Annotated in this window: 13 protein-coding genes; 4 read left to right on the top strand and 9 right to left on the bottom strand. The window is 72.0% G+C overall.

Annotation, left to right across the window (positions count from 1 at the left end; genetic code table 11):
• Positions 1-12: 12 nt before the first annotated feature.
• From N4G66_RS28075 to N4G66_RS28040, 8 genes are all read right to left on the bottom strand, one after another.
• The gene (locus N4G66_RS28075; protein ID WP_315903700.1) at positions 13-942 is read right to left on the bottom strand and encodes an NAD-dependent epimerase/dehydratase family protein; all 930 of its coding nucleotides are present in this window, start codon (positions 940-942) and stop codon (positions 13-15) included.
• A 54-nt stretch (positions 943-996) separates the two neighbouring features.
• Positions 997-1773, bottom strand: a complete 777-nt coding sequence (locus N4G66_RS28070) for a GNAT family N-acetyltransferase (protein ID WP_261707019.1) — start codon at positions 1771-1773, stop codon at positions 997-999.
• Positions 1774-2029: 256 nt separating this feature from the next.
• Positions 2030-3358: an MFS transporter gene (locus tag N4G66_RS28065; protein WP_261707018.1), complete on the bottom strand. Its 1329-nt coding sequence runs from the start codon at positions 3356-3358 to the stop codon at positions 2030-2032.
• A 457-nt stretch (positions 3359-3815) separates the two neighbouring features.
• Positions 3816-4766 (bottom strand): catechol 2,3-dioxygenase, encoded by a 951-nt coding sequence (locus tag N4G66_RS28060; protein ID WP_261707017.1) that lies wholly within the window; start codon positions 4764-4766, stop codon positions 3816-3818.
• 9 nt (positions 4767-4775) lie between these two features.
• The gene (locus tag N4G66_RS28055; protein WP_261707016.1) at positions 4776-5864 is read right to left on the bottom strand and encodes a 4-oxalomesaconate tautomerase; all 1089 of its coding nucleotides are present in this window, start codon (positions 5862-5864) and stop codon (positions 4776-4778) included.
• Positions 5861-6571 (bottom strand): 4-carboxy-4-hydroxy-2-oxoadipate aldolase/oxaloacetate decarboxylase, encoded by a 711-nt coding sequence (locus N4G66_RS28050; protein WP_261707015.1) that lies wholly within the window; start codon positions 6569-6571, stop codon positions 5861-5863. The genes N4G66_RS28055 and N4G66_RS28050 overlap by 4 nt, the downstream gene beginning before the upstream one ends.
• Complete coding sequence (locus N4G66_RS28045; protein WP_261707014.1) at positions 6568-7356, bottom strand: PIG-L deacetylase family protein; 789 nt, start codon at positions 7354-7356, stop codon at positions 6568-6570. The genes N4G66_RS28050 and N4G66_RS28045 overlap by 4 nt, the downstream gene beginning before the upstream one ends.
• Before the next feature lie 75 nt (positions 7357-7431).
• Entirely contained in the window at positions 7432-8082 is a 651-nt protein-coding gene (locus N4G66_RS28040; RefSeq protein ID WP_261707013.1) for a GntR family transcriptional regulator, read from the bottom strand.
• Between the two features lie 293 nt (positions 8083-8375).
• On the opposite strand from N4G66_RS28040, the gene N4G66_RS28035 reads away from it, so the two are divergent.
• From N4G66_RS28035 to N4G66_RS28020, 4 genes are all read left to right on the top strand, one after another.
• Positions 8376-8810 (top strand): cupin domain-containing protein, encoded by a 435-nt coding sequence (locus N4G66_RS28035; RefSeq protein ID WP_261707012.1) that lies wholly within the window; start codon positions 8376-8378, stop codon positions 8808-8810.
• 29 nt (positions 8811-8839) lie between these two features.
• Positions 8840-9790 carry an alpha/beta hydrolase gene (locus N4G66_RS28030; protein ID WP_261707011.1) on the top strand — a complete coding sequence of 317 codons (951 nt, stop codon included), beginning with the start codon at positions 8840-8842 and terminating at the stop codon, positions 9788-9790.
• 90 nt (positions 9791-9880) lie between these two features.
• A complete protein-coding gene (locus N4G66_RS28025; protein WP_261707010.1) occupies positions 9881-10294 on the top strand; it encodes a cupin domain-containing protein in 414 nt (137 codons plus the stop codon).
• A gap of 152 nt (positions 10295-10446) precedes the next feature.
• Positions 10447-10881: a (2Fe-2S) ferredoxin domain-containing protein gene (locus tag N4G66_RS28020; RefSeq protein WP_261707009.1), complete on the top strand. Its 435-nt coding sequence runs from the start codon at positions 10447-10449 to the stop codon at positions 10879-10881.
• Positions 10882-11031: 150 nt separating this feature from the next.
• Here the strand turns inward: N4G66_RS28020 and fusA are convergent, their stop codons facing one another.
• Positions 11032-13122, bottom strand: a complete 2091-nt coding sequence (gene fusA / locus N4G66_RS28015) for an elongation factor G (RefSeq protein ID WP_261707008.1) — start codon at positions 13120-13122, stop codon at positions 11032-11034.
• Between the last annotated feature and the right edge of the window lie 482 nt (positions 13123-13604).

Genomic DNA, 13604 nt, shown 5'->3' with positions numbered 1-13604 from the left:
TGCCCGGCAGGGTCAGGCGGCCGCGTTGAGGGCGGCGAGACCGTCGTAGGCGGACGGGTGCGCGGGCGTCCAGCCCAGTTCCCGTTCCGCCTTCGCCGATGACACCCGCAGGGTCGTACGCATCACGACCTGCGCGTACGACATGGGCTTCATCATCCACAGCGGTACGGTCATCGGCTTCGGCAGGCCGAACTCCTCGGCCACGGCCCGGACATGGGCCGCGAAGCCCAGCGGCGTACGGTCGGCGACGTTGTACGCCTGCCCCGGGCGGCCGTGGTCCACGGCGGCGGCCACCGCGCGGGCCGCGTCCGCGAGGTCGACCCACGGCAGGACCCGGCCGTGGTCGTCGGCCACGGGGAGCCGCCTCCCGCGCAGCATGGGCAACAGGGCGTCGGTGCCACCCGCGCCGTAGAAGAGGCCGAAGCGCAGTGCGATCCCCTCCAGGCCGGCGGCCCCGAAGACGAGTCGCTCCTTGATGCGCATCGCCGCGAGGTGCCGTTCCAGTTCGAGCGTGGTCCCCTGCGGGCCGAACGTGTCGGACTCGGTGACGACACGGTCCCCGTGGTCCCCGAATCCGTATCCGAAGACCATCGACTCGGCGACGAGCCGGCGTGCGCCGGTGGCCCTCGCGGCCTCGATCAGGTGGGCGGTACCGTCGACGCGCAGCGCGTCGGTCGCGTGCATGTCGCGGTGGCGCAGGGGCGCCTTGCGCAGAGCGGTCGCGGCCAGCACGACCGTGTCGTAGTGCCGGCCGTCGACGGCCCGCAGCAGCGCGTCGCGGTCCATCAGATCGGCCCTGACATCGTTGGCGGGGCCGCGTCCGAGGCCGGTGACTTCATGGCCCGCTTCCGTCAGGGCCCGGGTGATGTGCCGGCCGAGAACACCGCTCGCGCCGGCCAGGAGAATGCTCTGTTTCGTCGTCATACCGATGCGACGGATCACGGACGCGGGGATGTGACATCGGCCCGTGCCGCCCCCCGCGGACGGCGACCGGCGTCACCCTTCGTAGACGTACGGGGTGGTCGTGGTGAGCGGCTGGAAGCCCAGCCGGGCGAGGATCGGACGGCTCTGGCTGGAGGCGTCGACCTGGACGTAGCGGTAGCCGCGCTCCGCGGCGACCCGGGCGCGGTGGGCGACGAGGGCGCGGTAGATACCGCGGCCCCGCCAGGCCTCGACGGTGCCGCCGCCCCACAGTCCGGCGAACCTGGCCCCTGGCGGGAGTTCCATGCGGGCCGCGCTGACGGGAACGTCGCCGGCGAGGGCCACAACGGCGACGACCGTGTCCGCGTCGCCGGTGAGCTGGGCGAGCAGTTGGTGGCGCAGGAGGGTGCTGTCGCCGCCGAATGCCTGCTCATGGACGTCGGCCATGAGGGCGATGCCCGCGCGGTCGGTGACCGGCAACAGCCGTACGCCCTCGGGCGGTTCGACGTCGAGTGCCAGATCGCCCAGCTCGGCGATCATCAGCGTCTCCTCGGGCTCGGCGACGAAGCCCGCCGCCCGCAGCCGCTGCCCCAGGTCCTCCGGCCGGTCGTGACCGTACAGCTTCCACTCGAAGCCGCCCCCGAGTCCGGAGAAGAACCGCACCTCCTCGGCGATGGCCGCGTCGGCGCTCGTCTCGTCCAGGTCGGACCAGAGCACCCCGTTCCAGCCCTTGTCTGCGCCGAACTGGCGCACCACCTTGCCGACGCGCTCGACCCGGGCGCCCGGCGCGTCGGGCCGTGCGCGTTCCCGCATGTCCCGGTCGAAGAGGGCCAGTACCGCAACGTGATCCATGGGGTCACTCCAGCACCCCGGGACGAACGGGGCAACGGGAATATGCGGGCCACGGGTGGTCGGGAAGGCCGTTGTGGCCCGGCGGTCGGGAAGGACACCGCGGCCCGGCGGCAGGGAGCGACGCCGGGGCCCGCCGGCAGGAAGGGGTTCCGCGGCGGGGGAGGCGGCTCCTCCCTCCGACGCACCCCGTACGCAAGGGCGTCCGGGCGGGCCCTTCTTCAGGCCCCGCCCGGACGCCGGTTCCACGCCGCTCCGGTCAGCCGGTGGCGGTCAGCTCCTGGTGTCGCACGGAGCTCGGGGGCGTCACCTGGACGCGGCGCAGGCCGGTCAGGCTGACGAACACCAGGGAGAAGACGCCCGCGAGGGCGAAGGCGGTGAAGCCCGCGGTGGTCGAGCCGGTGGCGAGCAGCTGACCGCCGAGCCAGGGGCCGAAGACGGCGCCGAAGCGTCCCATGCCGGAGGTCCAGCCGACCGCGGTGGCACGGTTGTCGTCCTCGGAACGGTGCGCCACCGTCGCATAAATCATGGCTTGCGCCGAGAAGAGGAAGAGTCCGGTCAGGAAGACGACGGTGTAGGTGAGGGGCAGCGCCATCTTGAAGCTGAGGGAGTAGATCCCGACGGCGGTGGCGCCGAACCAGATCGCGGAGATCAGCGAACCGCCGAACTTGTCGGTGAGGCGGCCGCCGATCAGCATGCCGACGATGCCGCCGAGGTTGATGACGATCACGAAGCCGATCGAGGACCCGAGGTTGTAGCCGTTGGCCTTCATCAGTGAGGGCAGCCACTGCGAGACGCCGTAGACCAGGAGGAGACCGCCGAAGGACGCGACCCAGAAGAGCAGCGTCTGGACCCAGCGGCCGCCACGGAACAGGGCGGTGACGGCGCTGAAGCGGTCGGCCGCGGCCCGGCGCTCCTCGGCACGGGCGGCCAGGCCGACGCCGTAGCGGTCGGCGAGCGCGCGGGCCTCGTCGGTGCGGCCCTTGGCCTGGAGGAAGGCCATCGACTCGGGCAGGTACACCGCCGCGAGCGGCACCCCGATGAACAGCGGTATCACGCAGATCCAGAAGGAGACACGCCAGTCGCCCGTCCCGAGCGCCACGAATCCGGCGACGATGCCGCCGGCCTGGTGAGCGGTCATCAGGGAACCCACGATCAGGGCGCGGCGGCCCTTCGGCGCGTACTCGGTGACCATGGTGATCGCGCTCGGCAGCAGGCCGCCGAGGCCGAGGCCGGCCAGGAAGCGGCCGAGGCTGAAAACACCCAGGCCGGCGGCCGACGCGCAGACCGCGGAGGCCAGGGAGAACACGGCGGTCGACCAGATGATCGTCTTCTTGCGGCCGACCCAGTCGCTGACGGTGCCGGAGGACAGGGCGCCGATCAGCATGCCGAAGGTGGCGTAGGAGCCGACGTCGCCGGCCTTGCCGGGGTCGATGCCGAGGGCCTTCGTCTCCAGCATGTGCGGCAGCACGGAGCCGTAGATGAACATGTCGAGGCCGTCGAAGAGGACGACCAGCCAGCAGAGGCCGACGACGATCGCGGCCAGTCTGCTGCCGCCGCGAGCGGGCAGGGCGAGGGAGGAGGACATCGTTGTTTCCTCTCGTCCAGGAGGCGTGGGCCCTGGAAGGGGATCGGGGATGCGGGTCGACGCGGCTCGTGCGGCTGACCCGATTGTGCGACAGACGCTAAGGAGTGAGCTCCCGAAGTGTCAACGCTTTTGTCAACAATCTAGGAAACAATCAGGCCACCCTCCGCGACCGCCGCACAGACAGCTGAGAACCAGGTGAAACGGATGCGGGCGGCACACATTCCGGTGCCGCCCGCGCGCCTGCGCTGGCTGGAATCAACCGCTCAGTCGGTCAGCCGGCAGACGGCTGCCGCGGGCGTTGAGCCGACAGACGGCCGCAACCGATGCCGACCCGGGGCCCGATGCGCGGTTCCCACGGATGGCAGTCGGCCGATGAGCGGCTGCCGAGCGTGCCGGCCATCCGATGAGCGGCTGCCGAGCGTGCCGGCCAGCCCATGGACGGCTGCCGGGGTGCCGGTCAGCCGATGGGCGGCGTGCCGTGGGTGTGGAACGACTCGATGGTCTTCAGCCCCCAGGCCTGGCCCTTCTTCCGCTCGTCCTCGGTCCATGTGATCAGCGGCCAGTCGGGGGCCAGGACGAGCCGGGTGAGCGGGTTGCACAGCTCGATGCGGTTGCCGCCGGGTTCGTAGACGTACAGGAAGAACGTCTGCTGGATGGCGTGCTTGTGCGGGCCCGTCTCGATGAAGACACCGGTGTCGATGGCGAGGTCGGCGGCACGCAGGATGTCCTCGCGGGTGTCCGTGGCGAACGCGATGTGGTGCAGGCGCCCGCTCGAACCCGTCCAGTCCTCCGTGTAGACGACGTCGTACGACTTGTTGCTGAAGGTCAGCCACTGGGCCGCGATCCGGCCGCTGTCGAGCTGGATCTGCTCGGTCGGGCGGGCCCCGAGCGCGTCACGGACGAAGTCTCCGCTGGCGGCGACGTCGGAGGCGAGGTAGTTCACGTGGTCCAGGCGTCGTACGCCGACCCCGTGGCCGGGCTTGGCCTGCGGCTGATTCTTCAGACCGGGCTTCAGATGGTCGGGCGCCCGGTACCACTCGCTCTCCCAGTACAGGGCGAGTTCGTGGCCGTCGGGGTCGGTGGTGACGTAGACCGGGCCGAGGCCTGGCTCATCGTTCACCCAGCGGCCCTCGCGGCCGGCGCTCTCGATCTCCTTGACCCGGCGCTGGAGTGCCTCCTCGCTGGAGGCGCGCAGGGCGGTGCGGCGGATGCCCGAGGTCGTGTGGGGGGTGAGGGTCAGGCTGTGGTGCTCGTAGTCGTCCCAGGTCCGCAGATGGACGGAGTCCCCGGAGCGGCCGTTCTCGGTCAGACCGAGGTACTCCGTGAAGAAGCGGACACTGGCGTCCAGGTCGGGGGTGAGCAGTTCGACGTGCCCGAGGTGGGCGATGTCGCCGAGCGGCGGGGCCATGGGGCCTCCTTAAGGGTGATGTGCGGCTCCGGCCGGCCGGGGGAAGACCGTGCCGTCGAAGATCTTGCGTGCGGTGCGGACGACGGCGGTGCGCCGGGCCACGGGTGAGGCATCCCCGGGGCCGTACTCGACACCGGCTTCGATGTCGAGGAATCCGGTGGGGTGTTCGATACGCAGCCGGTCGCCGCGGTCGGGCAGCCGTGCCACGGCGTGTCCGACGCCGCCCTCGACGCGCAGCCCGGCGGCGACGCTCGCTGCGCCGAGGACGCCGATGGAGGTGTGGCAGCGCACCGGGATGAAGGTGCGGGTCATGACGGCCCCGCCGGACCGGGGTGGAGCGAGCAGGGTCAGTTTGGGCACGGTGGCGTTCTCGACGTCCCCGAGTCCCATCAGCTTGCCCGCTTCCAGGCGGATCTCGCGGAGCCGGGCGGCCAGAGCCTGATCCGCCTCCAGGTCCTTCGGACTCTCGTACCCGGTGACGCCCAGCGAGGACGCGGCGATCAGCACGGTCGGCATGCCGTTGTCCACGCACGTCACCGGGGTGTCGGCGACGAGGTCCCGGGCGCGGCCGGTGGGTAGCAACGGGGCGCTTCCCCGCGGGAATTCGATCACCACGGGCGCCGCTGTCCCCGGCACTCCGGAGATCTCGGCGGAGCCCTCGTAGACCACGCGCCCGCCCCCGGTGGAGAAACTCGCGATGGCGAGATCCCCCGAGTTGACCATGCGGATGCGTACCGAGGTACGGCCCTCCCCCGGTTCGACGAGTCCGCGTTCGACGGCGAACGGGCCGACCCCTGCGAGGATGTTGCCGCAGTTCTGACGGTCCGACACCTCGGCCTTCTCGACGGCGACTTGGAGGAACAGGTAGTCGATATCCGCGGCGGGGTCGGCGGAGACCGAGACCACGGCCACCTTGCTGGTCAGCGGGTGCGCGCCGCCCAGGCCGTCGATCTGGCGCGGGTCGGGACTGCCCATCACGCGCAGCAGCAGGCCGTCGCGTTCGGCGGGGTCGGCGGGCAAGTCACCGGCCAGGAAGTAGGCCCCCTTGGAGGTGCCGCCGCGCAGAAGCATGCAGCGGACCTTCTCGGGCCCGTTCATGGCGCGGCTCCGTCCCGGACGTACTCGTCGTACGACGTGTACGTCACGCCCATGCGTACGAGGGTCTCGCGCAACCCGTAGCGGTCCAGGCCGAGTTCGCCTTCGAGGAAGGCGGCGCGGGCCAGCGCCTCCTTCCGCTCGCGTGCCTCGGACGCCTCGGCGACCGTGCGGGCGTCCTCGCGGGGCACGCACACCACGCCGTCGTCGTCGGCGAGGATCACGTCGCCGGGCCGGACGATCTGGCCGCCGAGCACCACCGGAACGTTGACGGAGCCGCCGGTCGCCTTCACGGTGCCCTGCGGGCTGACCGCGGCGGACCAGGCGGGAAAGCCCATGGCGCGCAGTTCGGCGGTGTCCCGGATACCGGCGTTGATGACCAGGCCGCGCACGCCGCGCCGGTGCAGCGCGGTGGCGAACAGCTCGCCGAACATGCCGTCGGTGGAGGGCGAGGTGGTGGTGACGACCAGGATGTCGCCCTCGCCGCACTGCTCGACGGCGGCGTGGATCATGAGGTTGTCGCCGGGCCAGGACAGCACGGTGACCGCGGTGCCCGCGACGCGGACGCCCTGCTGGATGGGGCGCAGACGCGTGCCGAGCAGACCGGTGCGGCCCATCGCCTCGTGCACGGTCGCGGTGCCGTATCCGGCGATCGCCTCGACGTCCTTCGCGTCCGCCTTCGGCGGGCCGGTGACGATCACACCGCTCATGCCAGCTCCTTCGCGATCTGCGGGAAGGGACGCATGTACGCCTCGGCCCTGGTCCGGTGGGCCAGGCCCAGGTTGGGGCCCGCGTTGCGCTTGAGCTGGACCCCTCGGCGTACGGCGAGGTCGGTGTAGTAGTCCCACAGGTGCTGCTGGGCGCCGAGGCATTCCATCGCCTTGCGCTTGGTCTCCCACACCTCGGTGATGTCGAGGAGGACTTCGGGCCTGAAGCCGCTCATCTCGGGCTGGTGGGGCTCGAAGTAGAAGACGGGCGGGGCGCCGATGATCTCGCCCTCGCCGGGGTAGCCGATGGCCTGGGCGAGGATGCGGGCCTCCAGCGCCATGCGGTTGGCGGCCGGGTGATCGCAGTTGTACGGGTCCTCGGTCGGGTGGGTGAGCACGACGTCCGGCTGGGTCTCGCGGTAGACCGTCACCAGCCGGTCGGTGAGCTCGGCGGTGGCGGTCAGCGGGTAGTCGCCCGCGTCGAAGAAGCGGACCGCGGCGCCGAGCGTGGCGGCGGCCTCCTCGGCCTCCTCGCGGCGTATCGCCTTGATCTCGTCGAGCTTCCTGCCCTCCCGCCAGGCCTTGGCGGACTCGCCGCGCTCGCCGAAGGTCAGGCACGCGACGGTGACCTTCTCCCCCCGGGAGGCAGCCAGGGCGATGGCTCCCCCGGCCCGCCACACGAAGTCTCCGGCGTGCGCGGTGACGACCAGTGTCGATCGTGAAGGGCGTCCCCCCTGTCCGGGCGGGGCCGGGGGCTCGGGGGCGGCGGGCGCGTTGCCGTGCGTCATTGCAGCAATCTCCTTGGTGGACAGGTGGGCGCCCGCCTCGGCTGTCCGTCGTACCGCGCGTCGCCGCGCGGCACGTCAGTCGCGCAGCGCTTCGATCACACTGCCGAGGTGAGCGCGGACGGCCGCTTCGGCCGCCTGCGGGTCCCTGGCCGCGATCGCCTCGATCATGGCCAGGTGTTCACTCAGGGACTGCTGCGAACGACCGGGGCGCAGCGCCAACTGGAACCGGTGGCGCACCAGTTGGGCGTTGAGCCGCTCCAGGAGTCCCACAGCCGTCTGCTGGCCGGAGAACTCCCTGATCCGGGCGTGTACTTCGTGGTTGAGCTCGGAGTAGGTGACCGGTTCGCCGTCGGCGACCGCCTTGACCATGGCGGCGCCCAGGTCGGCCAGTTCGGCGAGCTGGTCGTCGGTGGCCAGGGCGGCCGCCTTGGCGGCGCAGAGGCCTTCGAGCGCCATACGGCACTCGGTGATGGCGACCGCTTCCTCCACGGTCACCACCCGGACGCGTGATCCACGGTTGCGGATCCGCTCGACCAGTCCCTCCGATTCCAGCTCGATCAGCGCCGCGCGGGCACTGGCCCGGGTGACACCGAACTGCTCGGCGAGTTCGTTCTCCACCAGCCGCTGGGCCGGTGCCATCTCTCCGCGCAGAATCGCCTGCCGCAGCTGCACCAACGCGTGCTGCTTGGCCTGCTCGCCGGTGCCTGGACGGGCTTCCTTCTGCATTGCTGCCCTCCCTGAGTGAGTGCCTGTCGAACGTAAATCTAGACCAACAAGATTGTCAACAATTTTGTTCGGTATGTTGCCGACACGCTTCGGGCAGCCACGCGCGTGCCCGGGGCCGGCCGAACGAGCACTCCCATCCCCCGCGGCAACCGGGTTGCCGTGCGTGAGTGACACATCTGCCGCCACCGGGTTGTGGCGCGGAGGTGACGGCCTCACCATGAACTGCGACCGCCGCGACCCGCAGGGCCGGGCGACGGAACGCCAACTCGCCTTCGGTCGAAGGGACTTACCGCATGCGCGCCTTGCTCCGCACCGGGTCGGCAGGGATAGCGGCCCTGTGTCTGTCGCTCGTCGCCGTTCCCGCTCACGCGACTCCGCCCGGCCCCGGGGTCAGCGGCAGGACCATCGCGCAGACCACCGTCGACGGCACGGACTACATCCTCCGGGAGATCACCATCCCGGCCGGCCAGGCGACCGGCTGGCACTACCACGACGGCCCGCTGTACGGATACGTCAAGCAGGGCACCCTCAGCCACTTCGACTCGACGTGCGCGAAGGACGGTCTCTACCGGGCCGGCGACTCCCTCACCGAGCCGTCCGGCCCCACGAACGTCCACATCGGCCGCAACCTCGGCACGAAGCCCCTGGTCCTGGACGTCCTCTACGTACTGCCGCACGGCGCGCCCTTCTCCGAGGACTCCCCCAACCCCGGCTGCGCCTTCGAATAGAGCCCGAGCGCCTCGACGAACGGACCCGTATGTCTCTCCTCGCCCGTCCGGCGGTGGCCTCCCTGGCCGCCAGGTCCCTGCAGCGGCTCGCCGTGCTCGCGGACCGGCGGTCGGCCGGACGCGGCTCCGCCGCCGCGTCGCACGCCCGCCTGCCGGAATTCCAGCGCCGCACAAGAGAGTTGACGATCCCGACCACGGTCGCCCCGGCCCGCGCCACGGTGTACCTGCCTGCGTCCGAGGGGCCGCCACCGCCGGTGCACGTCAACTTCCACGGCGGCGGCTATGTGATGCCGCTGACGGAACTGGACGACCCGCTGTGCCGCTGCCTCGCCGCCACGGCGGGTGTCGTCGTGGTCAACGTGGACTACGTGGTCGCACCGCAGTACCCGTTCCCCGCGCCACCCCGGCAGGCCTTCGAGGTCGTACGGTGGATCGCCGAGCACGGCGCCGAACAGGGCTGGGACGGCAGCCGCCTCACGATCGGCGGGCAGAGCGCGGGCGGCGGGCTCGCCGCGGCCGCGGCCCGCCAGGCTCTGAAGGAGGGCGGACCCGCGATCGCCCTGCAGGTCCTGCACTACCCGCCGCTCGACCTGGTGACGAGCGTCAAGGACAAACCGGCGCCCATTCCCCGGCCCGTGCTGCGTCCCTGGATGGGCGAGGTCTTCGACTCCTCCTACGTGCCGAACCCGCGTGAGCGCTCCGACCCGCTGGTGTCGCCGGCGCATCCGTCGGACACCTGGGATCTGAACGGCATCGCGCCCGCCCTCCTCGTGACCGCGGAGTTCGACCTCCTCAAACCGGAGGGCGAGCGCTACGCGGAACGGCTGCGGAGGGCGGGCGCTCTGGCCGGTCACATCGACGTGCCGAAGGCGGACCACGGATACGACGGCACGGACGACACCCGGGCCCGGGAGATCTACGCCCTCATAGCGGGGCATGTAGGGCGGGCCGTGGGCACCGGGGCGAGCGGGACCGATTGAGCGCAGGGGTACCTCGGGGGCGGGCGATGTCGCCTGCCGTCAGCTGCAACGCCGAAATCCCCGCTGCCGGTGGCCGGTAGCCGCCCGTCCTTGCCGAATCCCACCGAATGGACGGCGGGCGCCCCGCCCGAGGACAACGCCTTCGGCCAATCACGGGCCTGCGGTCGGACGACGCCGGTTCGGACCGGATGCGTCGGCTCGCTGGCATCCCACCGGACACAGTGGCGACGGCAGCCTCGGTCCCCCGTCACAGAGAGCCTGCGCCAGGTTCCTGCCCCGACGGTCATCGAGGGCGAGGCGGAGGTGGTCGTCGACGGCGAGGTGACGAAACTGACCCGTTTCGACACCACGTACGTCCCCTCCCCGGTCCCGCATCTCTTCAGGAACGTCGGCGACCGCCCGCTGCGCATCCTGTGGGTCTACTCCTCGGGCCACGTGACCCGCACCTTCACCGAGACCGGAAAGACGGTCGAACACCTCTCGGACGAGGACCAGATGGGCTGAATGCCGGGCGCACGGGGCGGTCGCCGGCGCGTGGGGCGCGTCTCGTACGGTGATCATCGGTGTCCGGGGCATCGCCTCCGCGCACCGGGCACTCCGCGCGCGAGCCATCGCGCGCGGAGTCGTTCGGATCCCCGAAGGAAAGGCCTCACCACGTGCCCGCCGACGCCCCGCGTGAACGTGTCCGTACGGCGGCGATCGGTGCCGCCCGTTCGCGGCCGTGCACCCTCGTCGTCTGCCGGGGCTGCTGCTGCGGCGACCCGCGCAAGTTCCCGGACAGCGATCACGCCTGGCAGCTGGAGCGGCTGCGGGCCGGTGCCGAGGTGTCCGGGGGACGGTTCGCCGTGCGGACGACGGATTGTCTCGGGCCCTGCGACCAGGCGAACGTGATCGTGGTGCAGCCGTCGGGTGACGGGCGGCGCGCGGGCGGCCGGCCGACCTGGATCGGTTTCGCCATGGACGACGACTGCACGGACGAACTGCTGGCCTGGGCCGCCGCCGGAGGGCCGGGCGTAGCCGCGCCACCGGCCGCACTGGAACTCCAGTTCGTCCGCCCGCCGCGCGAGACCCGGGTCCGCACGCGCCGTTGAGGACACGAACGGCCGCTCTCCGCCTCTCTCTCCCCCCCGGCGATGGGCGGTCGCAACCGTCGTGAGCGAGGACGGCCTCGCCCGACGAGAGCGGGAACGGCCCCGCCCTCGTCGGGGCGGGGCCGTCGTCAGGAGTGGGACCGCTCGCGGCTACCGGGCCGAGGCCTCTTGCGAGGGCGCCGGTGCGAGGCCGGTGGGGCGGGTGGTGAAGACACCCCGGCCCTGGGTCCGGCTGCGCAACCGGGTCGCGTAGCCGAAGAGTTCGGCCAGCGGCACGGTGGCGGTGATCACCGACGTACCCACCCGGGTGAGCGTGCCGGAGACCCGGCCGCGCCGGGCCGCGAGGTCGCCGAGCACCCCGCCCACCGCGTCCTCGGGCACGGTGACGGTGACCTCGACCACCGGTTCCAGCAGGAGCATCGCACTGGCGCGCAGTGCCTCACGCAGCCCGAACCGGCCGGCCGCGCGGAACGCCATCTCCGAGGAGTCCTTCGCATGCGTCGCCCCGTCCGTGAGGGTGACACGCAGCCCGGTCACCGGGTGACCGCCGAGGGGACCCTCGGCGAGCGCGTCCCGGCAGCCCGCCTCCACGGCACGGACGTACTCCTGCGGGACCCGGCCGCCGACGACCGTCGAAGCGAACACGAAGCCCGCCGGACTCCCCTCGACGCCACCGGGGTCGGCCCCCAGCGGCTCCACGTCGAGAACGACATGGGCGAACTGCCCCGCGCCGCCGTCCTGTTTGACATGCCGGTACACCAGACCCGACACCCCGCGGGCCACGGTCTCCCGGTAGGCCACCCTCGGCCGCCCCACGGCGGCATCGAGCCCGTGGGCGCGCCGGATCTTCTCCACCGCCACCTCCAGATGCAGTTCTCCCATGCCCGACAGCACCGTCTGCCCGGTCTCGGGGTCGGTGCGGACGACCAGCGAGGGGTCCTCCTCGGCCAGCCGCGCCAGCGCCGACACCAGTCGTTCGGTCTCGGTGCTCCTGCGTGCCTCGACCGCCACGGACACCACCGGGTCGGCTACGACCGGCGGTTCGAGGAGCAACGGCGCCGCGGGCGCGCACAGGGTCGCGCCGGCCCGTGCGGACTTCGGCCCGATCACGGCGACGATGTCACCGGCCACCGCGCGCTCCAGCTCCGCGTGGCGGTCGGCCCGGACGCGAAGGATCCGTCCGATCCGCTCGGTGCGTCCCGTGCCCACGTCCACCACCGTCTGTCCCTTCTCCACCGTGCCCGCGTAGACACGCAGATACGTCATGCGTCCGGTGGCGGTGGCGCTCACCTTGAACACCAGCCCCGCGAACGGCGCTTGCGGGTCCGCCGCCCGTTCCTGCTCCGCGCCGCCGTGCGTGCCGCGGACGGCGGGCACGTCGAGCGGCGAGGGCAGGTAGGCCACCACGGCCTCCAGCAGCGGTTCGATCCCGCGGTTGCGGTAGGCCGAGCCGCACAGCACCACCACGCCCTCCCCGGTACGGGTCAGGTCGCGCAGCGCGGCCGAAAGGGTCCGCGCCGAGAGGGCGGAGCGGGCGCAGAACTCCTCCAGGGCCACCGGATGGAGTTCTGCCACCGCCTCCTCCAGCAGCCGGCGTCGCCGTCGGGCCTCCTCCAGCAGGTCCTGCGGCACCGGGATCTCCTCGGCCGACTCGGCGCCGTCGGCCCACACCAGCGCGCGCATCCGGAGCAGATCGACCACGCCCGTGAAGGCGTCCTCCGTACCGATCGGCAGCTGGACGACCAGCGGCGCCGGATGCAGCCGGTCCCGGATCGACGCGACCGCGGTGTCGAGGTCGGCGCCGGCGCGGTCCAGCTTGTTCACGAAGGCGATCCGCGGGACGCCGTGCCGGTCGGCCCGCCGCCACACCGACTCGCTCTGCGGCTCCACGCCCGCCACGGCGTCGAACACCGCGACGGCGCCGTCGAGGACACGGAGCGAGCGCTCCACCTCGTCGGAGAAGTCGACGTGGCCGGGGGTGTCGATCAGGTTGATCCGGTGGCCGTCCCAGGCGCAGCTGACAGCCGCGGCGAAGATGGTGATGCCGCGGTCGCGCTCCTGGGAGTCGAAGTCGGTGACGGTGGTGCCGTCATGGACCTCGCCCCGTTTGTGGGTGGTCCCGGTGAGGTAGAGGATCCGTTCGGTGACGGTGGTCTTCCCGGCGTCGACATGGGCGAGGATGCCCAGGTTGCGGACGGCGGCGAGGGGGTCGGTGAGGTGAGGGCGAAGGTCGGTACGCACGGCCCAGGGCCTTTCGGACGATCCGGAAACGGGTCGGCGCGATATCCCGGACGACACACCTGCGTTCAGGCGGTGGCGGACCTCCGGCGGGCAGCGGGCACGGCGACCGGGCAGGCGGTCGCCGGCGTGCGGGCGGAGGTCAGAAAGTCGTCGCGGGCATCCGGTTCCGGCCGCGCAGCCGGTACCGGGCCCGCCAGGACACGAGGATCACCTCGTACTGTGACCGGGGAACGACGACAGCGGTGCGGTAACGCACGGCCCGGCTCCCCTCGTTCGTCACGACACGCACGGCGCCGGAAGAGGCGGTGCGTGATTCCGTGGCGAGTGTAGGGAACCGGGCGCGAGCCGCGCACCCGGTTTTCCCCGGCCCGCTCGGCCGCGGAAAGACCGGGCCCGCTCGGCCGCGCAGGATCCGGCCCGCTCGGCCGGCCGGATTCCCCGGCCCGATCGCCGACCGGTGTCCCGTCGACCCGGTCACCCGC

The sequence above is a fragment of the Streptomyces rhizosphaerihabitans genome (genome assembly GCF_025399795.1).
Classification (GTDB): Bacteria; Actinomycetota; Actinomycetes; order Streptomycetales; family Streptomycetaceae; genus Streptomyces; species Streptomyces rhizosphaerihabitans.
This window is presented reverse-complemented; position numbering and strand designations above follow the sequence as displayed.